Annotated in this window: 20 protein-coding genes and 1 riboswitch; of the genes, 2 read left to right on the top strand and 18 right to left on the bottom strand. The window is 40.3% G+C overall.

Features of this window, described 5'->3' with window-relative positions; genetic code table 11:
* Positions 1-191: 191 nt before the first annotated feature.
* The 4 genes from ACG916_RS14970 to ACG916_RS14955 are packed head-to-tail and all read right to left on the bottom strand — an operon-like array spanning position 192 to position 1822.
* Positions 192-515: a DUF2798 domain-containing protein gene (locus ACG916_RS14970; protein WP_419285914.1), complete on the bottom strand. Its 324-nt coding sequence runs from the start codon at positions 513-515 to the stop codon at positions 192-194.
* Complete coding sequence (locus ACG916_RS14965) at positions 508-810, bottom strand: DUF3861 domain-containing protein (protein WP_244014667.1); 303 nt, start codon at positions 808-810, stop codon at positions 508-510. The genes ACG916_RS14970 and ACG916_RS14965 overlap by 8 nt, the downstream gene beginning before the upstream one ends.
* Before the next feature lie 35 nt (positions 811-845).
* The gene (locus tag ACG916_RS14960; protein ID WP_056517184.1) at positions 846-1241 is read right to left on the bottom strand and encodes a Fur family transcriptional regulator; all 396 of its coding nucleotides are present in this window, start codon (positions 1239-1241) and stop codon (positions 846-848) included.
* 38 nt (positions 1242-1279) lie between these two features.
* Positions 1280-1822, bottom strand: coding sequence for a PadR family transcriptional regulator (locus tag ACG916_RS14955; RefSeq protein ID WP_034611284.1), 543 nt, complete (start codon positions 1820-1822; stop codon positions 1280-1282).
* Positions 1823-2199: 377 nt separating this feature from the next.
* Here ACG916_RS14955 and ACG916_RS14950 point away from each other — a divergent pair, with 377 nt between their 5' ends.
* Positions 2200-2961 (top strand): putative porin, encoded by a 762-nt coding sequence (locus tag ACG916_RS14950; protein WP_419330310.1) that lies wholly within the window; start codon positions 2200-2202, stop codon positions 2959-2961.
* A gap of 71 nt (positions 2962-3032) precedes the next feature.
* Here the strand turns inward: ACG916_RS14950 and ACG916_RS14945 are convergent, their stop codons facing one another.
* The 11 genes from ACG916_RS14945 to ACG916_RS14895 form a co-directional block, all read right to left on the bottom strand.
* Entirely contained in the window at positions 3033-3515 is a 483-nt protein-coding gene (locus tag ACG916_RS14945) for a thioredoxin family protein (protein ID WP_051670978.1), read from the bottom strand.
* A gap of 268 nt (positions 3516-3783) precedes the next feature.
* Entirely contained in the window at positions 3784-5487 is a 1704-nt protein-coding gene (gene recJ, locus ACG916_RS14940; protein WP_303576956.1) for a single-stranded-DNA-specific exonuclease RecJ, read from the bottom strand.
* Positions 5488-6144, bottom strand: coding sequence for a pyridoxamine 5'-phosphate oxidase (pdxH, locus tag ACG916_RS14935; protein ID WP_224964561.1), 657 nt, complete (start codon positions 6142-6144; stop codon positions 5488-5490). It abuts the gene before it with no gap.
* Positions 6145-6176: 32 nt separating this feature from the next.
* On the bottom strand, positions 6177-7508 hold the full coding sequence (glmM, locus tag ACG916_RS14930; RefSeq protein WP_004818404.1) for a phosphoglucosamine mutase: 1332 nt from the start codon (positions 7506-7508) through the stop codon (positions 6177-6179).
* Between the two features lie 118 nt (positions 7509-7626).
* A complete protein-coding gene (gene guaB / locus ACG916_RS14925) occupies positions 7627-9093 on the bottom strand; it encodes an IMP dehydrogenase (RefSeq protein ID WP_004718605.1) in 1467 nt (488 codons plus the stop codon).
* A gap of 223 nt (positions 9094-9316) precedes the next feature.
* Entirely contained in the window at positions 9317-9682 is a 366-nt protein-coding gene (locus tag ACG916_RS14920) for a YkgJ family cysteine cluster protein (protein ID WP_081407361.1), read from the bottom strand.
* Positions 9683-9771: 89 nt separating this feature from the next.
* The gene (locus tag ACG916_RS14915; RefSeq protein WP_004718609.1) at positions 9772-10569 is read right to left on the bottom strand and encodes an oxygen-binding di-iron domain-containing protein; all 798 of its coding nucleotides are present in this window, start codon (positions 10567-10569) and stop codon (positions 9772-9774) included.
* Between the two features lie 213 nt (positions 10570-10782).
* Complete coding sequence (locus ACG916_RS14910; RefSeq protein ID WP_004818402.1) at positions 10783-11361, bottom strand: TMEM165/GDT1 family protein; 579 nt, start codon at positions 11359-11361, stop codon at positions 10783-10785.
* An 88-nt stretch (positions 11362-11449) separates the two neighbouring features.
* A riboswitch (yybP-ykoY riboswitch) is annotated at positions 11450-11607 on the bottom strand.
* Positions 11608-11969: 362 nt separating this feature from the next.
* The gene (locus tag ACG916_RS14905; protein WP_244015942.1) at positions 11970-13955 is read right to left on the bottom strand and encodes a 2-oxo acid dehydrogenase subunit E2; all 1986 of its coding nucleotides are present in this window, start codon (positions 13953-13955) and stop codon (positions 11970-11972) included.
* Between the two features lie 2 nt (positions 13956-13957).
* Positions 13958-16666 carry a pyruvate dehydrogenase (acetyl-transferring), homodimeric type gene (aceE, locus tag ACG916_RS14900; RefSeq protein ID WP_004818397.1) on the bottom strand — a complete coding sequence of 903 codons (2709 nt, stop codon included), beginning with the start codon at positions 16664-16666 and terminating at the stop codon, positions 13958-13960.
* A gap of 288 nt (positions 16667-16954) precedes the next feature.
* Positions 16955-17632 carry a M23 family metallopeptidase gene (locus ACG916_RS14895; protein ID WP_004718614.1) on the bottom strand — a complete coding sequence of 226 codons (678 nt, stop codon included), beginning with the start codon at positions 17630-17632 and terminating at the stop codon, positions 16955-16957.
* Positions 17633-17737: 105 nt separating this feature from the next.
* Here ACG916_RS14895 and ACG916_RS14890 point away from each other — a divergent pair, with 105 nt between their 5' ends.
* On the top strand, positions 17738-18187 hold the full coding sequence (locus ACG916_RS14890) for a hypothetical protein (protein ID WP_034611264.1): 450 nt from the start codon (positions 17738-17740) through the stop codon (positions 18185-18187).
* A gap of 97 nt (positions 18188-18284) precedes the next feature.
* On the opposite strand, the gene lpxC is transcribed toward ACG916_RS14890, so the two are convergent.
* The 3 genes from lpxC to ftsA all read right to left on the bottom strand — a co-directional run bounded on the left by lpxC (position 18285) and on the right by ftsA (position 21932).
* On the bottom strand, positions 18285-19187 hold the full coding sequence (gene lpxC / locus ACG916_RS14885; RefSeq protein ID WP_016539103.1) for a UDP-3-O-acyl-N-acetylglucosamine deacetylase: 903 nt from the start codon (positions 19185-19187) through the stop codon (positions 18285-18287).
* 125 nt (positions 19188-19312) lie between these two features.
* Positions 19313-20506 carry a cell division protein FtsZ gene (ftsZ, locus tag ACG916_RS14880; RefSeq protein ID WP_004718620.1) on the bottom strand — a complete coding sequence of 398 codons (1194 nt, stop codon included), beginning with the start codon at positions 20504-20506 and terminating at the stop codon, positions 19313-19315.
* Between the two features lie 163 nt (positions 20507-20669).
* Positions 20670-21932, bottom strand: a complete 1263-nt coding sequence (ftsA, locus tag ACG916_RS14875) for a cell division protein FtsA (protein WP_004718623.1) — start codon at positions 21930-21932, stop codon at positions 20670-20672.
* Positions 21933-21965: the final 33 nt, after the last annotated feature.

Below are 21965 nucleotides of genomic sequence, written 5' to 3'. Positions count from 1 at the left end.
GGTTTTATATACATCGACCTATAGCTATCTTAATACGCTGAATACCATGAATAGGACAATAATAGTTTGGTTTTTGTTATGCAGTTTCTGATTACAAGATCTGGGAGCAATACTTTATCGAGTTGCATATTCTCTTTGAAATGTTTATAGGCCCGTCATCGCATCATGATGTCTTCAAAGCCTTAATCGAATTAAGCAGAAGGAGGTGGCGTAAGATCTACAAATAAGCCTGTGAAACGGCGAACCAGAGGTAAAAAAATTAATACTGTGGGAAAGGCAATCATCCATGAAAATAGCCAGACGCTAAACCATTTTGCAAAAAATCCATCGAACCACCCCACATTTTTCCATAAGTTAATCATGGAAATGGTCGCACTCATCAAAGCTGAGAGTATCAACGGCATAATCCACCCTGCATATTTTGCTGGTAATTTCGGAATTCCAGCAAAAATCATGGCAGGTTTATGTTGATCGCGTTTATTTTCGATCTTGATCTCTGGTTTTAAATCAGGCATTTTTCTTGACGTTCTGCTTTAGGTTTTTCATAAATTGTTTAACTGCGGGTTCAAAGTCTTGAAATAGCACATGATCACGGTGGGTAATCATCACCTCTAAGAAGAGTTTTAATCCTACCGCAAACGCTTTAGTGGTTTCTTCATCAAAAAACTCAGCAGCTTTTAAGCGCTCTACGATTTGGAAAATATCATCGTGATTACCCACATTAAATTCGATATTTTCATTGTAGATTGATGGATGACCTTGCGCATCTGCAACATGTTGCACAGTTACATAATATTGATGTTGTTTCATAAGATTTCTCTAACTTGTTAAATATTCGGCTGGGTTTAATGTAATGTGGTACTAAATTTAATATCCAAAACATCAATATCAAACGCTTGAAAAACCTGTTCCAGTGAAGCGATCAAAGATGCTTTATTGATCTGGGTTAGGTCGGCACATTGGATATTGAGTGACTCCACTTCGGATAAATAAGGCAAAGCATATTTGGCTTCATCTCTGCCATGCAGATTTTGCGTAATCAAACCCACTTTCTCTAAATCACTCACCACTCGATATATGGTCGATAAGCTGATCTGCTTATTTTGTACATATAACTGCTGATAAATCTGCTTTGCTGTCAGTTGTGTTTTTTGGTCCAACAGCGCTTTGAATACAATCACTCTTGCTTGGGTCACTTTTAAATTTGCATGACGCAGTTTTTGTTGTACCTCAATACTCATGTCTCACCTAAACCTTCTATTGCCCCATTATTGCACTGTTATAAACGTCCAATTTCTACTGCAGCTTGATCAATTTTTTCAGCGACTTGTCTAACTTGCTCCGCATCAAAATCTTTACCCTTGAGCTTTAGGCGTAATGATGTTTTTAAGTTTTCCATCGCACGATGAATATCCAAATATTGGTCGTTTTCATGAATTTCGCGTCGAGTTTCTAAACGCTCTAATAAGTGTTGGATATGCGCATGCTGCTCTTTTAAATGTAATTTTCCAGCATCAGTAATGTGATATTGCTTACGATCACCTTCTGTATTTTCAGCATGCACAAAACCAATTTCTTCAAGATAGGTCAGGGTTGGATAGATTGTGCCTGAACTTGGAGTATAGCCTCCACCGACCAGATCACTGATGGCTTTGATAATTTCATAACCATGCTTTGGCTGTTGCTGTATCAGATGTAAAACCAAAAGCTTCATTTTACCCGATTCAAACAACCGACCTCGTCGTCCACCATAGCCCCGTTCGGTATGCTGTTCACGATGCTCAAAATCATGTTGTGAATGATCATGTCGCTCTGATTTCATCTTTATTTTTCTCGAATTGATTAATTTATGTATATTAAGATATGTCTTAATAAATCTTAATGCAAGATGATAGAACAAAATCAATTATAATATTTTGATAAATAATAAATTAAATAATTTTGAATCGATCTATCTTAAAAATTTAAGACATAAAAAAGACCGATTAAAAGCCTTTAAACCGAATCTATTGGCTATTTTTATTGTTGTTATGGATTGCTTAAAGCTTGACTCAGTTACCCATTTTTTAAGCATTGTTTTTATGTCATGGCGCAGCAAACTTTTAATTTTCAGATCTTTAGCCTTGACATAGAGATTAATTTACATACAATGCGATTTGTAACAAAAAATTAATATTTTTATAACAAAAGGGTCACACAATGTTTAAGAAAACTTTATTTGCTGCATTACTTGCTAGTTCTTTTGGGTCTGCACATGCATACCAAGCTGAAATCGGTGGTTCACTCGGTATTGTTGATCCAGATAAAGGGGATACATCTACTGGTTTTGCTATTGATGGAACATATTATTTTAACCCTGTTCAAGTTAAAAATAACCCATTAAACGAAGCTGCCTTTCTAGATCGCGCAAGCAACGTAAATGCTGGAATTAGCTATATCGATTATGATGCCTACGATGTAACAGCTTATGGTGTTGGTATTGAATATTTCGTTCCAAATACCGATTTTTATGCAAGTGCTGCTATTGGACGCTCTACAGCTAAGGCCGATCATGTCGATGATTTAGATACAACAACTTACTCTGCTGAAGTAGGTTACTTGCCAATCCCAGGTCTTTTGATTGCAGTGGGTTTAGAAGGCTATGATAATGATTTTAATGATGATATAGATCCAACTATCCGTGCTAAATATGTCACTCAAGTGGGTCGCTATGACATGAATTTTGAAGGTGGTGCAAGCTTTGGTGATACCGATGCTTACAGCGTAGGTACAGATTTATACCTAGATAAAACTTTCAGTGTCGGATTGGCTTATTCAGGTAGCCGCACTGATGGTACTGATGAAGACAGCTTTACAATTCGTGCAAAAAAATTCTTTACTCAACAAATCAGCTTAGAAGGTTCTGTTGATTTTGAAGATGACGATAATGTCTATGGTCTACGTGCTGCTTACCGCTTCTAATTATTGATAAAATTTAAAAAAACCGCTCTTGTATAAGCGGTTTTTTTACCACTAATTAAATAAATCAGCAATTAATGATTCATTAAAATAACTTTAGGTTTGATCGAGACTTCATTTAACTTGTATTGTACTTTTTTCATCAACCTTAGTAATTCATTAGGATTTTCTTCATTTAAATTAAACGGATGCTCTGAAGTACTACTACGTATATCAGTTTGAATATTTGATTTACTATCCAAAAATAATGTCATCGGAATATAGCGCACACCATACTCTAAACTTAAATCCTCATCCTCATTCACATCGACCTTAATCATGATGAATTTTTTCGAAAGATTTACAACCTCATCATCATAAAATACTTTTCCATATCGCTTAGAAGCACCACACCAGTTAGCATAAAACACCAATAAAATGGGTTTCTTCTCTTGTTCAGCAATCTGTAAGCCTTTTTCATAAGACAGCCAATTAATATTATTTTCGTTCCATTTAATTACATTTGCAAAGGCTGTATTTGAAATCAGAATAAAAAGCACTGCAATCCATATTTTCATTTTTCTAGATTCTTTTAAGCATAAAAAAGCGTTAAACCTATATTAATCTATGACTTAAAGAAGGGAAATAAGTTTCTTTGATGTTTAATCCGCAAATCTAGTTAGAAGCACTACTTTTTATAGTGCAGAGAAAGGCCTTAACTACACAAATGTATTTAAATTTTGAATGTAAGATAAGGCTATACGCGTTCTAAAATGAGATGTATTAACTATTATAGTGGGTATCAAATAGATAAAGCGCTTATATAAGCGCTTCTTTCGCCTAAATTTACTGTTCTAAATGCAGCATTCTTAACTGCAAACTCACATTGCCATTAAATTGATTTTTATCCAATTCATAAACAATACGTACCATATCTTGCATAGGATCAAAATTGAATTTATCACGTACATTAAAGGCAATCGCATCAATCGGTTGGCCATTTTCCAAAGCTAAACGCAATTTCAGATGCACTTCCTTTAACCAACGATAATCGATGACTTTAAAACGCCCTTCAAATACCGGTGCAGGAAACTTTTGCCCCCACGGTCCCAATTGCGTCAAAGTATCTACAGTTTGCAGTTGAAATGCCTGAGCAGGTAATTCACCATCCGTCCATAATACCGCTTGGAATAGCGCATCATCTGATTGAGCAACCAACTCAGTAAAACGTTGTTTAAATTCTTCAAAATGTTGCTTTTGAATAGTCAATCCCGCCGCAGCCGCATGCCCACCAAAATGACTAATCAAATCAGGATATTGCTCGGCAACTTTTTCAATACTGTCTCGAATATGAATACCATCAATCGAACGTGCGGAACCTTTGATATGAATCCCATCTTTATCTGCCGCAAATACAATACTGGGGCGATGAAATTGCTCTTTTAAACGGCCTGCCACAATACCAATCACCCCTTGATGCCAATGCTCTTCAAACATGACCAGCGCTGCGGGTAAATGATCTTGATCAAGCTGTAGATTTTCCAGCGCAGCTAAAGCTTCTTGTTTGATCTCCGACTCAACTTGACGGCGTTCTAAGTTTAACTCATTGAGCTGGCGTGCCAAAGCGTGAGCTGTCTGCGTATCGGTTGCCAAAAGACATTCAATACCGATGTCCATGGTTTCCATACGCCCTGCGGCATTAAGACGAGGGCCTAACACAAAACCTAAATCAGAGGCTTTTAACTCAGCAGGATCACGCGCTGCAATGTCTAATAAGGCACTAATCCCAGCACGACATTGATTCTGTTGAATCCGTTTAACTCCTGCATCCACTAAGATACGATTGTTATGGTCGAGGCTGGCAACATCGGCATAAGTGCCCAAAGCAACCAAATCCAAATATTGCGGCATTTTTGCAGCGGATTTCCCCAGTTTTGTCCGATGGCTACTTAACTTTGCCAATAGGTAAAATGCCACGCCGACGCCAGCCAAAGCCTTACTTGGAAATTCGCACCCTAACTGATTTGGGTTAACAACCGCTTCAGCTTGAGGCGTTTCCTTGGTCGTTAAATGGTGATCGGTGATAATCACCTGCATTCCATGTGACTGTGCTTGTGCTACACCTGCATGGCTGGAAATTCCATTGTCGACCGTAATTAATAGATCAGGCTGATATTTTTCAAAAGCCAAATCGGCAATTTTAGGGGTTAGGCCATAACCATATTTAAAACGATCTGGAACAAGGTATTCAACATTGGCCCCCATTTCTCGTAAAGCCAGCATCATCAGTGCGGTACTGGTGGCACCATCTGCATCATAATCACCGACAATCACAATTTTTTTTTCTTGATCTAAAGCTTGATCAATTATTTGAATGGCTTGCTCCAAACCTTTCATTTCTGGTGCAAGTAAATATTTAAGTTTTAAATCTAATTCTTGTTCAGATTGCACACCACGACGAGCCAAAATTTCAGCAATAAAGGGTAACACGCCCTGAAAGTTTTCAGGGCGTGTAATCAATGGTCGTTGTTTAATTTGTAATTTTTGCATTTATGGCATCAAACGTTGTATTGTCCAAGATCCACCGACTTTTTCATAAGTGAGGCGATCATGTAAGCGATTTGGGCGACCTTGCCAGAATTCATAATACGTCGGCTCTAAACGATAACCTCCCCAAAATTCGGGTTTAGCCAATTCATTCTTTTCAGCCACTTGATCATACAACGCTTGAAAACGCTGTTGTAGATGTTCACGACTTTCAATCACACCACTTTGTGGGGTACTGATATGCGCTGCAATTTGGCTATCACGCGGACGCTTATGATAATAATCTGTAGATTCTTGTTCAGATATTTTCTGAACTTGACCACCCACACGAACTTGACGTTCTAACTCAGGCCAATAGAATAGCAATTCTGCATAAGGATTTTCAGCTAAATCTAAGCCTTTTTGACTGTCATAATTGGTATAAAAATCATAACCAGCCTCGGTAGCACCACGCAATAACACAGTACGCACATGTGGACGCCCTTGTGCATTTGCGGTTGCCAACGACATTGCATAGGGTTCATGCAGTTTTGCTTCTAAAGCCAAATTAAACCAATTGAGAAACTGCGCATGAGGATGAGCATCCACTTGCTCCTCATGTAGTTCACCTTTTTGATAAGTAAGACGAAGCTCACTTAAGTCTTTAATTACATCACGCATGAAGCAAAACCTTCTACAGACGATACAATATTTTAAGCCGCATTTTGACGAACAGCATCTGCTAAATGATTTGCCAAATCAGTTACTTCTTGCAGATTATCGCCTTCTACCATAACACGGATGATCGGTTCCGTCCCTGACTTACGAATTAAAATTCGCCCACGTCCTTTAAGTGTGGCTTCTACTTTATCAAACTCGGCAACCAATGCTGGCACTGCAAATGGGTCAAACATTTGTTCAAGACGAACATTGACCAAAACATTGGGTAAAGTTTTAAAATCTGCAACCAATTCATCTAAAGATTTATTCTGTTCAACCAATACTGTTAACACTTGCAGGGCTGCAATAATTGCATCACCTGTTGTGCTCTTGTCTAAAGTCAAAATATGACCAGATGGTTCGCCACCAGTCACCCAGTTGTTTTCTTCTAAATTTTGCAATACATAGCGATCACCCACTTTAGCACGCACAAAAGGCACTTTGGCTTTTTCAAGTGCCAATTCTAATGCCATGTTACTCATCACTGTACCGACGATACCCGCCGGTTTTTGAGATGCTTGGGTTGCTAAAATATACAGAATATGGTCGCCATCAATCAATTTACCAAAACGGTCGACCAAAACCACACGATCTGCATCGCCATCAAAAGCAATACCTAAATCTGCTTGATGCTCAATCACGGCTTTTTGTAAATTTTCAGGATGTGTTGAACCACAATCCTTATTGATATTTAAACCATCTGGTTCGTTATAAAGCGCAATAACTTTTGCGCCTAATTCACGAAATACTGCTGGACCTACGCTATACGCTGCACCATTGGCGCAATCCACCACAATTTTTAAATGGCGTAAATTGAAATGATATGGGAATGTCGATTTACAAAACTCGATATAACGACCATTGGCATCTTTAACACGTACACTCTTACCTAAGTTTGCGGTGTCTTCAATAATGATATCGTTCTCAAGCTCTCGATTAATCGCATCTTGAATCGTATCTGGGAGCTTTTTCCCTTCATCTGAAAAGAATTTAATTCCATTATCAAAATAAGGGTTATGCGAAGCAGAAATCACGATCCCTAAGTTGGCATGCAATGCACGGGTTAAATGGGCAATTGCAGGGGTCGGCAGCGGTCCAAGCAAATGTACATAAACACCTGCCGCATTGAGACCCGCCTGTAAAGCTGCTTCAAGAATATAACCCGATAAACGGGTATCTTTACCTAAAACCACAATTGGTTTTGATTTTGGGCTAATTTGCTTTAATACTTTCCCTGCCGCAAATCCGAGTTTAAGTGCAAATTCTGGGGTAATTGGGAGTTCACCAAATTTTCCACGAATCCCGTCTGTTCCAAAATAACTCATCTTTTACCCACTTATTATGTGTTGTATAACAATCAATTTTTAAGGTTTACTACTTTACACCAAAATAAAAAAGCCGTCATAAACTGACGGCTTTTTCCAATCAAAATATTACAAAAGATTAACCTACACGATAGTTCGGTGCTTCTTTGGTAATCGTTACATCATGCACATGTGACTCTTGCATACCTGCAGCGGTGATTTTCACAAATTTTGCATTTTGACGTAAATCTTCAATGGTTGCAGAACCGGTATAGCCCATAGATGAACGTAAACCGCCCATCATTTGATGTACGATATTGCCCATTGGACCTTTGTACGGTACGCGGCCTTCAATCCCTTCTGGAACCAATTTTTCAGCGCCTGCTTTCGAGTCTTGGAAATAACGATCGGCAGAACCCGTCGCACCAGCCATTGCACCCAAAGAACCCATACCACGGTATGCTTTGTAATAACGACCTTGGAAGAATTCAACTTCACCAGGCGCTTCTTCAGTACCCGCCATAAGTGAACCCACCATAATTGTGCTTGCACCAGCACCAATCGCTTTTGCCATATCCCCAGAGAAACGGATACCACCATCAGCAATCAATGGAATTTGGTCTTTCAATGCATTGGCAACACTGTCAATTGCAGAGATTTGTGGCATACCAATACCTGCAACGATACGTGTCGTACAGATTGAACCAGGACCAATACCCACTTTCACCGCATCTGCACCTGCATCAAGTAATGCCAAAGCAGCATCACCCGTTGCGATATTACCGCCAATCACTTGAACTTGAGGGAAGTTTGCTTTCACCCAACGGACACGTTCGATCACACCCGCAGAATGACCATGCGCTGTATCCACTACAATCGCATCAACGCCTGCTTCAACCAAAGCTTCAACACGACTTGGGGTTTCAGCGCCAGTACCCACTGCAGCACCAACACGTAAACGACCTAATTCATCTTTACAGCTATTTGGATAAGATTCCGCTTTACGGAAATCTGTAACTGTAATTAAGCCTTTTAATGCATTGCTTTCATCAACCACCAATACTTTTTCAATACGGTGTTTTTGCAATAATGCTTGAATATTTTCTTTCGATTCATTTTCACGAACAGTCACAAGTCGATCTTGCCCTGTCATGATATTGCTTACTGGTTGTTCCAAGTTCGTTACAAAACGAGTATCTCGGCCAGTTACAATCCCAACCACTTTGCCATCTTTAACGACAGGTACACCGCTGATGTTGTTGGCTTGTGTAATTGCCATCAAATCACGAATCGTGGTTTCAGGTGTCACGGTAATTGGATCTTTCACCATTCCCGCTTCGAATTTTTTTACACGGCGAACTTCTGCAGCTTGTGCAGAAATATCCATGTTTTTATGTAAAATACCAATACCACCGTTTTGCGCCATTGCAATCGCCATACGTGACTCAGTCACAGTATCCATTGCTGCTGAAACCATAGGGATGTTCAGTTGAATGCCGCGTGTGAGGCGTGTCTTTAGAGAGACATCTTTTGGGAGGATAGTAGAATAGGCAGGGAGTAATAAGACATCATCGAAGGTTAGCGCTTCTTGAACGATGGTCAACATAACAGTCTCGCTGGTAATTTCCGTGAGCTATTATATACAAATTTCCGTTCAATTTTCATTTTTTATTGTGCCGATTTATCTTATTCTCGATCACACTTTATTTTTCAGTATCTTATTGAAATAAAAATGGGCTTTGAATATAAAATTATCGTGGATTTAACACCACAGTAGACTGTCGACTTACAGTTTCTGCCTTAATATCCTAAATTTTCCCAATGAAGCGTTAACACACCTGATCAAAGTCTTCATCATTGCTGGGGGTAGCGACTTCTATTTCGATCAGGGGAATTAAACCATAGCCTTGTCTTGCTTTTGCACATTGTGAATCCCCAGCATGTACCTGTTTGCATGAAGAACTCCGTTGCTCATACATACTACAGCTGACTTGCTGTCCAATCTCACCCTTTAATGCCACACAACGTGGTTGCTTTTGATTGGTGCCCTGCATACAAGAATACACGGCTGTCAAAGGTTCGACATAATCTGGCGGCATGGCTTCTCCTTCTGCCCAATAAAATGAGACTCGGAAAAAGGCGCAACACGCTCCGCAACTTAAGCACGCATCCTGTGCTGAGATTTGTGACAACATTTTTTTAAGATTCTCGTTATCAATTTAAAATTTTGGCAAGAAAATCCTAAAAAAAGTCGCACTCAAACTCAATATCTTTTTTGAATTTTTTATTGCGGACAGGTAAACACGGACTCATCCATCAAATCGACACCGCATTGTAAATTTTCGATCCAGTCTAAAAACTGATGAATCATCTCTTTACCAATAAACGGCTTACCATGTTGCGGCACAATCATTTCAATATCCATTTGACGCACCATTTTCACCCATAAACGGATCACCCGATTGGTACACATATAGCGCTGATGAAAACCATGCATGGTTGGAATGTGCATTGCAAAATCTTCAATTGGTTTCGAGGCATCATCAACAATCGATGCACCCATATCACCTGAGAATAAAATTTTTGAAATTGGATCGTAAAACTGGAAATTTCCAACGGAATGTAAGAAATGCGCAGGAACTACGATGATGCGCGTTTCTCCCAATGGAATAGAGCCACCTTGGTCAGGCAATTCGATTAGACGTTCTAACCAGCCCCCTTTCATACGGTCACTCATAAATGCTGAGTTTAAATGAGGTAAAAAGCGTGCCCATAATTTAGATGCGACCACTTTGGCATCGGTATAGACCAACCAACGCGGCATTGAGGTAATGATGTCAGGGTCTTGGTGAGATGCCATGACATAGTCTAAATTTTGTAATCGGGTGTATTTATTGAGCTCCATGGTCAGGGGCACATAGGTCAAATCACCGCCCGGATCTAATACTGCTGCACGTTCATTATTTAAAATAAGAAACTGATTGGCTTGTACACCTTCACCTTTCACCAAACTGGTAAAACTTATACATTTATGAGTGCCATTATCAAACAAAACTTGCGACGTGGTGCGATCTAAAGCCATACCAGAAACCCCAAAACCTTTTTTAAAATAAATCTTTAGTTATCCCATACAACATATAAGGTTTTCTTCAAAGTTACAATAAATCTACAACCTAAGTTTAAAGATTATTTGTGTCATCATTCTCAGAATAATAAAAAACCCAACATTAAGTTGGGTTTTCAGCTTTAAAAATAGATGCCTTTATTGATGTTCAATCAGCTTGGAAAATTGCGCTTAAAAAAAGTAATGCTGAACTAAAGCGGCGACACCAATAATAAAGAAGATTGCAGCTCCAATTTTATGAATCAGAGCAATAGGTAATTTATCTGCCAATTTATTGCCAATAAATACAGCAGGTGCATTGACCAACATAATCCCCAATGTCGTACCTAGAGTTACCCAACCGATGCTGTCAAAGCGTGCAGCAAGTGCCACTGTGGCGATTTGGGTTTTATCCCCAATTTCTGCAAGGAAGAATAATACAAAGGTTGCACCAAAGACCCCATATTTTTGCCATTTATTAATACTTTCAGATTCATCATCCAACTCATCTGGAATTAACATCCACCCGGCCATACCAATAAAGCCAAGTGACACAATCCAAAGTAATACTGTCGGGCTAAGGACTGTGGTAATCCACTGACCAAGCACAGCCGATACCCCATGATTGACAATAGTTGCTAATAAAATTGCAAATAAAATAGGAATAGGTTTACGAAAACGTGCAGCAAGAAGTAATGCGAGCAGTTGTGTTTTATCGCCCATTTCGGATAAAGCGACAACCACTAAAGAGATGAGGAAGGCATTTAACATTTCAAAGTCTCTGGCTAGCAATATTTACCGATGACTTACCCCTCCTGCTAGCCAATATGAATAGTCGCCTATTCAACGCGGAGTGATAAATCAAAGGTCTTGCCAACAAAAGATAGCTGAGTAAACACCTTCAGCTAAATTGGTTCTTTGCTATGATGACCATACTCTGTTGAGTAATTATGTTGATCATCACCCATTTATCATCTCGCAGATGACAAACAGCGGCTACTCCCCAATGAAGTACAGCTATTCTACAACGCTTTATCAATCATTTTCAATTTTTAAAAATTAAAAAATTTAAAGCTCAGATAAACTTCAAAAAATATCGTGCCGAAGCATTTTTAATGCCCGCAGAGGATGAATTCAATTTCGTTTCTTCACTAATTTTGAACCCACGATGGTTATCCCATCGTGGGGCGACAGGGATGTCGCCGATTGATTTAATTAAAAATATTAATTAAGAGAAATTATATTCTTGTGCCTGAGTTTTTTGACAGATTGACTATATTGAATAATGACTTTAAAGCAGGTTTGAAAATTATTGATAAAACAAAATCAGATCCATATAAAAAACCTCGCCTAAAGCGAGGTCTTCTATAATTTAAAACTTAAAGCAAGATGTTACGAATATCTGATAACAACTTGGTCAATTTATTGGTAAATCGCGCAGCATCCGCACCATTAATCACACGATGGTCATAAGACAATGACAATGGCAACATCAGTTTTGGATCAAAGCCTGAGCCATTCCATACTGGTTGCATCGTTGCAGGTGAGATACCCAAAATCGCAACTTGCGGCCAGTTCACCAATGGCGTAAATGCAGTACCACCAATTGAACCTAGGCTAGTAATAGTAAAGTTTGCACCTTGTAAGTCTTTCGGAGAAAGTTTCTTATCACGTGCTTTTTTACTTAACTCACCCAATTCAATGGCAATTTGCTTAATCGATTTTTGATCAGGATTACGCAATACTGGAACAGTTAAACCATCTGGTGTCGCCACAGCGATTCCCATATGGATTTCTTTACGCAACAGCACAGACTTTTGATCATCTGCCAAGTGACCTGCAAAATAAGGCTCTTCTTTGAGTAAAAACGCCACCGCTTTTGCAATAAAGGCAAGGATCGTTAAGCTAATACCATCTTGCTTAAATTTCCCTTTTAACTCACCGCGCCAAGCTTCTAGTTCAGTAATATCTGCTAAATCAAATTGTGTCACTTGCGGAATAAAATTGTTTAATGACAATTGCGGTACAGACACTTGCTGTAAACGCGTCATTGGTGCAATTTCACTACCACCAAATGCACTGAAATCTGGTAATGCAGGCAAACCTGAAGCGACTGGCGCAGCAGTTGTTTGAGCTGCTGCTTGCGGTGCAGTCAATTTGGCTTTAACAAAAGCAAAAACATCATCCTTCATCACACGTGCATGAGGGCCAGAGGCCTCGACTTGTGATAAAACCACACCCAGTTCACGCGCAAGCTTACGCACGGCTGGACCAGCATAAACTTTAGCATTTTCAGCTTGTTGTGCTTTAGATAACTTTTCAGTACCCGCTTGAGCAACGGCCACTTCAGCTTTTGGCGTTGAAGCTGTCGTTTTCGCGGCTGGTGCTGATGCAGCTTGTGATGCTGGAGCGGCTGGTTTTTCTTGCGGTGCTGATGCAGTCTGACCTTGTGCTTCAATCGTTACCAAAGCAGTGCCCTGACTTACAGACTGATTCAATTCCACATGGATCGCCGTCACCGTACCAGCAACCGTACTTGGTACTTCTACAGAGGCTTTATCCGACTCAGCAACGCAAAGGCTTTGGTCTTTTTCAACTTGATCGCCTACGCTCACCAAAATTTCAGAAATTGTTGCTTTATCTACACCCAGATCAGGAACAGCAACTTCAACTTTACCCGATTGGGCTGGCGCTGATGCTTCTGGTGCAGCAGCTTGAGTTGGTGTTGCTGACGTTTGTTGAGGCGCTTCAGCAGGTGCTGCCGCCGAAGTCGTTGCAGCCCCTACAGTTTTCACTGTAATCAGTACCACACCTTCTTTAACATTATCGCCTTCTTTGACCACAACACTTTCAACCGTGCCAGCAACTGTACTTGGAACTTCAACCGTTGCTTTATCCGATTCCACTACAACGATGCTGTCATCTACCGCAATTTCGTCGCCCACTTTAACCAGAACTTCGCCGACCAAAGCTTTTTCAACACCAATATCTGGCACTTGAACTTCAACTGTTTGAGATGAAGCTGTCGTAGATGCAGAAGGTGCAACAGACGCCACAGGTTCAGCTTTAGTTTTTACAGCAGGTTCAGTTTTTGCAGCTTCTTGAGCAGGTTGTGCTGGTGATTCTGTCTCTGTTGCATCCGCAGATTCAACTTCGATCAACACAGCACCTTCTGAAACTTCATCGCCTTCCGTAACAGCAATACTTTTAACCACACCTGCTGAAGTGCTTGGCACTTCAACAGAGGCTTTGTCTGACTCAAGTAGAACGATACTGTCATCAACAGCGATGGTATCCCCGACTTTCACCAAGATTTCTGCAACAGTGGCCTTATCAACGCCAATATCAGGAGTTTTAACTTGCATCATTATTTCTCCTCTGTCACTTCAGTATAAGCAGCAACTTCTTGTACAGATGGGTGCGCTTGCGGTAACCATGCAACTGGACGATCAACATCAAGTTCAAATGAAGAGATTGCATCTTTCACCAAACGCGGATCAACTTCACCTTCATCAGCAAGTTTTTTCAATGTTGCAACCACAATATGTGCCGCATCTACACCAAAGTAACTACGCAAATTACTGCGTGTATCTGAACGACCATAACCATCTGTACCCAATGTTACATATGGACGGCTATCTGGAAGATAAGCACGGATCTGTTCGCTATAGGCACGCATATGATCTGTTGCTGAAACAACAATACCATCCGTGTCACGTAATTGCTGAGAAACCCAAGACTCTTTACCGTCTTCAAGTGGATGTAGGCGATTGTATTCTTCAACAGCCATACCATCACGTGCCAATTCATTGAAGCTTGTTACACTCCATACATTGGAATGGATTTGGTATTCATCACGTAAAATTTGCCCAGCTTTAATCACTTCACGCAGAATCACGCCTGAACCCAATAACTGAACTGTGGCTTTTTCATCTTTATTGAACAAGTACATACCACGTTTGATGCCTTCTTCAGCACCTTCAGGCAATGCAGGTTGGTCATAGTTTTCATTCATGAGCGTCAAGTAATAGAACACACGTTCCTGATTCACATACATACGTTGTAAACCATCATGCACAATCACAGCTAACTCATAACCAAAGCAAGGATCATACGCTACACAGTTTGGAATCGTTCCTGCCAAGATATGAGAATGACCATCTTGGTGTTGTAAACCTTCACCATTTAATGTTGTACGACCAGCTGTTGCACCACACAAGAAGCCTTGTGCCTGAGAGTCACCCGCTGCCCATGCAATATCCCCAATACGTTGGAAACCAAACATTGAGTAATACATATACATCGGAATCATTGGTAAGTTATTGGTTGAATAACTGGTACCCAATGCTGACCAAGCGCTCATTGCACCTGCTTCATTGATCCCTTCTTGCAACATGTGACCATCTTTCGCTTCACGATAGTTCATGAGCTGTTCTTGGTCTTCTGGGGTATAGTTTTGTCCATGCGCAGCATAGATCCCCAACTGACGGAACATGCCTTCTAAACCGAAGGTACGCGCTTCATCAGGTACGATAGGCACAACACGGTCTTTAATGGCTTTTTCTTTTAACAATGCTGCAATCAAACGCACCATAACCATCGTGGTTGATTGTTCTTTACCACCACTACCTTTAAGCACGCCATCAAATACTGAAATCTCAGGAATCGCCAATACTTCACTGTCTTTACGACGTGCAGGTAAATAACCACCTAAAGCTTCACGACGTGCTTTCATATATTTCAATTCAGGTGAGTTTTCACCTGGACGATAGAATGGAAGCTCTTCAAGTTGCTCATCAGAGAATGGTAAATTGAAACGGTCACGTACATATTTCAATGAATCGTGTTGCATTTTCTTGATTTGGTGGGTTTTGTTGACAGCTTCAATTTCGTCAGACAAACCATAACCTTTCACTGTTTTCGCTAAGATTACAGTCGGTTGACCATTGCTGGTCATTGCTGCAGCATACGCGGCATACACTTTGTATGGGTCATGACCACCGCGATTCAGATTATCAATATCTTCATCACTTAAGCCTTTTACCAACTCCGCAGCTTCAGGGTATTTACCAAAGAATTTTTCACGGGTATAAGCGCCACCTTTTACTTGGTAGCGTTGGTATTCACCATCTAGCGTTTCATCCATACGGGCTTTTAAAGCACCTGAGGTGTCTTTGTCCAATAAAGGATCCCAATGACGACCCCAGACCACCTTAATCACACGCCAGCCTGCACCACGGAACAGTGACTCTAGCTCTTGAATGATTTTACCGTTACCACGTACAGGACCATCTAGACGCTGTAAGTTACAGTTAACCACCCAGATTAAGTTGTCTAATTTTTCGCGACCCGCAAGCGAGATTGCACCTAAGCTTTCTGGCTCATCCATTTCACCATCGCCAAGATACGCCCAAACCTTACGGTTTTCTTCTTTGATCAAACCACGATTCATCAAGTACTTTTGAATATGCGCTTGATAAATTGACATGATTGGACCAAGGCCCATCGAAACAGTTGGGAACTGCCAGTAATCTGGCATTAAGTAAGGATGAGGATAACTTGAAAGCCCTTGACCACCCACTTCACGACGGAAATTGCTCAATTGATCTTCGGTCAAACGACCTTCTAAAAATGAACGTGCGTAAATACCTGGGGCGCAGTGACCTTGGTAATAGATCATGTCGCCACCAAAGCTATCGCTATTGGCACGGAAGAAATGGTTAAAGCCGACATCATATAGGGTTGCTGAAGACGCGAAACTTGCCAAGTGACCACCTAAGTCATCACCTGTTTTATTGGCACGTAGAACCATTGCCAAAGCATTCCAACGAATTAATGCTCGAATACGACGCTCCATATCTTGGTCGCCTGGCATCGCTGGAGATTCTTCAACTGGAATGGTATTTAAATAAGGGGTATTTAGACGCTGAATAGGTACATGCTTCGAAATTGCTTGTTGATATAATTTTTCTAATAAAAACGCAGCACGATCCGTACCCATATGCTGGAGCACTGAATCAAAGGCATCTTGCCATTCTTGTGTTTCCTGAGCGTCGCTATCACCATAATACGCCATTTCCCACTTACTCCTTGAATAGTTTTCTATATATTATATGTATCATGTTTTAGGCCTGTTAAGTTATCGTTACAGCCAAATGCAGATTGTAAGGATTATTTAGCAACTAAATAGTTGTTGACTAATTAACACTTAAAATAACAAAAAACCGCCAATAAAGGCGGTTTTTTATACAAAATAATTTTTTATTTGATGATAGTCTGAATACAGTATTTAATTCATCGCGACTACGAATTCAACCATGCATACAGAGCATCAATTATAAGCTCAACAATTAAATGTTTAGCGTTATGGCAACATGGCTAAGTAAGAAGATGGATTTTTACGTTGACCATCTTTCACTACTTCGTAATGCAAATGTGGACCTGTGCAACGACCAGTACAACCCACGTTGGCAATATGTTCACCAGCCTTCACCTGATCACCCACACGGGCAATTAGACGTGAAGCATGCGCATAACGTGTGATATAGCCATTGCCATGGTTAATTTCTACATATTGACCATAACCAGTGCCCCAACCAGACTTGGTTACGATACCAGGACCTGTTGCATAAATTGGTGTACCACTTGGTGCTGAAAGATCTAAACCAGAATGATGTTCGGCACGACCACCCATTGTACGACCACCAAAATCAGAGCTTACGCGCTTCATGTCTGGAAGAGGATGAGTGACTAACCAAGAATATGGAGAGTTTGCAGTATAACGAGAAGCAGAGTTTGCGCTAGAACCGTATTTTTTAGCGATACTTGCATTGTTTAACTCGATTGGCGCATCCTGGCTACGTAAAGTAATATTCATCTTTGCTGAAGCAGGAAGATCTAAATCATCTGGATTATAAGAGCCTTGAGATAGAGTCTTGGATAATTGTTCTAAACGATCTGGTGATTGAACCAAGTCTGCAAATGCAGCGGTTGCAGCGGAAGCTGCTAAAGTAAAAGCCAATAAAATACGTCGCGTATGCATAAAAACCTCTTTAACTGTTCTTAGTCAAGTTTCTTGAGTGATCTCATCCTTGATATCTATCGAAATGAGCGCTTAAGATAGGACATAAATATGTAGGAACCATGTATGTCTGAACCAAAAAACGTCTTTCAACCAACAAGACAACACTTAAAAACAGGAAACTTATCGTTTCTTACAAAGCAAGTTGCCGAATGGCAAAAACTTACTAAATTAATTCAACCGCTACTTCCTCAACCTGAGAATTGGCGAGTTGTCTGTTATCAATACGGTATTTTGACCATCACCGGTGAAAATCAAGCCATGATTAGTCAACTCGGTTATCTTCAAAAACAGTATATTTCTCAATTATCACAAATCAACGAACTTCGTGATTTACAAAAACTGCAAGTTCGTTTACGTATTCAAAACAGCAATACTGAAACACCCCCACAACGCCATAAAACTGTAAAAAGCATACAACCTGCAACATCTGAAATGTTACAAAATGCCGCTAGTTTTGTGAGCGACCCTAAGCTTAGCCAAGCTTTACTACGTTTGGCAAGCAATAAAAAGTAAACTGATTAGATTAAATTAAGATTAAAACTGATCAAAATATGACAGATATCACACTTTTTATTGTTACACTATAACACAATGCCTAAAAGACAAAGACTTATGTCACGTTGACAAAATGAATTGGGCACAGCTTCTCGTCATCAAATGTTACAATTTCATAGCTGCTTGGATCACTTTTAACATTGCGTAAAAGTTGATTGTTCAGTGCATGTCCCGATTTATAACCATCGAATTTGGCAATAATTTGATGTCCAAGTAGGTATAAGTCACCAACTGCATCCAAAATTTTATGCCGAACAAACTCATCTGCAAAGCGTAGACCTTCTTCATTGACCACGCCGGTATCATCTAAACCAACAGCATTATCTAAGCTCGCACCCAAGGCTAAATTATTGGCTTTTAAATAATCGAGATCTTTCATAAAACCAAAAGTACGTGCGCCGCTGACTTCATAGACAAACGTTTCTGTTGAAAAATCAATGGTCGCCGATTGGTATTCTTTTGCAAAAGCAGGATGATCAAAGTCGATGGTGAAGTTGATTTGAAAACCATCGTGAGGGGTAAAAATTGCGCGCTTATCTTCTATGAGTGCTTCAACAGGTTTGAGAATCCGAATAAATTTTTTCGGTGCGTCTTGTTCTACTAATTCGCCCTGCATGAGTAAGTATATAAATGGACCTGCACTACCATCCATAATTGGTATTTCAGAAGCAGACACTTCTATAATCAGGTTATCTATACCCAAGCCAGCGATTGCACTGGTGACATGTTCAATGGTGCCAACCTTGGTTTCATGACTGACCAAATTGGAACACATGAATGCTTCTTGAATCAGCATGGCATCTGCTGGCAGATCGACAGGTGGATTTAAATCGATACGGCGAAATACAATACCCCCGTCCGCCACATGTGGCAAAAAGTTAATCATGACTTTTTGTCCGCTATGTAGTCCGATGCCACTCGCTTTAACGACTCGCTTCAGGGTACGTTGTTTCAACATGCTAATTCGGTCTTCATTCTCAAATCCGCTATACGTTAGCACATTTAGCCATTGATAAAAAACAAAAAAGGTAATGAATCTCACTACCTTTTTCGTTGATATTAATTATTTTTAATAATTATCAATCATTTACGCTGTTGATTTTTCAAATAATCTTGAATACTCATTGGCGTAGAACGACCGCTTGAACTTGGTGCTGCAACAGGTGCACCATCTTCTTGACGTTTATTGATCGCTGGAACATCATCTTCATCAACCACAGTGTTGTGGCTGGCTTGCTGGCTATATGATTGCGCAACATTGCTGATATGGGTTCTGCGTTTTGCTTCAGTTGCATCACTGGCATTACGTGTTAAACCTGTAGCAATCACAGTGACACGAATTTCATCACGTGCGTCTGGATCAAATACAGTACCAAAGAATACTTCACCTTCTTCAAGGTCAACAATCTGGTTCACAACATCTGTAATCACTTCAGTTTCACGTAAAGTCACATCAGCACCGCCCGTGATGTTAATCAACACCCCTTTGGCATTCATGATATTTACATTATCCAATAACGGACTACGGATCGCCAAACGTGCAGCTTCTTCAGCACGGTCTGGACCGCTACTCTTTCCTTCACCCATCATTGCATAACCACGTGTACTCATCGCAGTTTTCAAGTCAGCAAAGTCAAGGTTAATATGACCCGGACGAACAACCAGATCAAAAATACTCCGTACCGCATTCAGCAACACGTCATCTGCTTTACGGTAAGCATCTTGCATAGAGATGTCGCCATAAACGCTGAGTAAACGTTGGTTCGGTATAATAATTAAAGAATCAACATGTTGTTCTAATGCTTCAATCCCTTTTTCAGCCGAACGTTGACGACGACGACCTTCAAAGTTAAATGGTGTTGTCACTACACCTACAGTAAGAATACCCATTTCTTGAGCAATCTCAGCAACAACGGGTGCAGCACCTGTACCTGTACCACCGCCCATTCCAGCAGTCACAAATACCATATCCGCACCTTCAAGATGTTGACGGATTTGCTCACGGCTTTCTTCAGCAGCAATTTGACCTACATCTGGATTAGCACCGGCACCCAAACCACGTGTGCTTTGCTCACCAAGTTGCATTTTAAAAGGCGCATTCATACGATCAAGGGCTTGCTTGTCTGTATTTGCACAAACAAATTTCACACCCTTAATGTCAGATTGCACCATGTGTTGTACGGCATTACCACCGCCGCCACCAACACCAAACACAGTAAAACGGGCTTGACCGTTGTTATCGGTTTGTCCATCGTCTAAAAATTCAAATGAGGCCATGACCTTTAGATTTCCTAATATAATTTGGCAGTCACTTAAGCCCGTATACTGCCTTGATCTTCAATAATAAAAATTGTTTTTAGGATGCTGTTCATTGCAGAGCTTGTCAAGTATTGGACAGAACACTTACAACTTCCTAACAATATTCCCCAAAAAACCACACCTAAAAAATACCTTTTAATTTGTTATTTAAGGCATTCCAACCATTCACAATCCGATCAAAGAATGGTCTTCCACCTTGAACTTCAGGTTCTTCAATCGCCTCTTGCATGTCACTTTGACTAAACAAAAGTAACCCTGCTGCTGTAGCATACATTGAACGACGTAAAGATGGTAAATTCTGATCATCGGTCACCACTTGTAACGGTGGATTGCCTAAGTGTGCAGAGATACCCAACATACGACGAGCCAATGTCACCATGCCTTCAATCTGGCAAACATCACCTGTCAGTACTACACCATGATACAAACTTTGTAGTGCACTACGTTGTTCTAATTCGTATCGTACTTTACCTAAGATATCTTCATAACGTGCGATAATAATTTCAGTCAACTCAATACGACTAATGGTTTGTGGGCCATCAATTGCCTCAAACTGAATCATATGATCCGGTTTCACTTGGTGAATGTCGACACAACCATGCAGTAACTTAATCCGTTCAGCTTCTTCGGTTGTGGTTTGCAATACAGTGGCAATATCACGGGTGACATTTTCACCACCACACTGAATGGTATGAGCTAATGCCAAATGCCCTTCAATATAGACTGCAATATTGGTCGTTCCAGCACCGATATCGAGTAAACAAACGCCATATTCTTTTTCATCTTTCAGCAAACTGCCTTCTGCAGTTGCCAAACAAGACACCACCATTTTTTCAACCGAAATGTTGGCGCCTTTCATTGCACGATCCAAGTTCTGCATAGTGCTGATTGGCATCATCATCAATTGATAATGGGCTGTCATACTATTGGCAGATAAATTGATTGGGTTCTGTACCCACTCACTTGAATCATCCAGCTCAAAACCTAAAGGCACTGCACTTGCTAAGTAATGATCGGCTGTCATATGACTGGCTTTAGCAAGCTCTAATGCACGCACCACTTCAGTTGTCGTAATGGTATGTTCTGAATTTGAAATCGGCGTACGACCAATCGCATAATGGCTTTGTAATTCGGTGCTTGGAATTGAAACCCAAGCTGAATGAATACGACACTCAGCCATATCTTCAGCTTCTTGAACGGCTTGTTTAATTGCATTTGTGACTTTATCAAGGCTCACAATTTTGCCTTTATTCATTCCTTTATTGCGTGCGCTTGCCATGCCAATAACCTGAATATTATCAGGGGCATGTACTTTACCAATCAGTACTGAAACTTTATGTGTCCCAATGTCAATTGCAACAACTGAGGGAACAGCTTCATTCATCACTTTGCTACCATTATCTTCATTGTTTATGTT

The organism is Acinetobacter legionensis (genome assembly GCF_048552295.1).
In the GTDB taxonomy this organism is placed as follows: Bacteria; Pseudomonadota; Gammaproteobacteria; order Pseudomonadales; family Moraxellaceae; genus Acinetobacter.
Note: the sequence above shows the minus strand (reverse complement) of the source record. Positions and strands in the feature narration are given on the sequence as shown.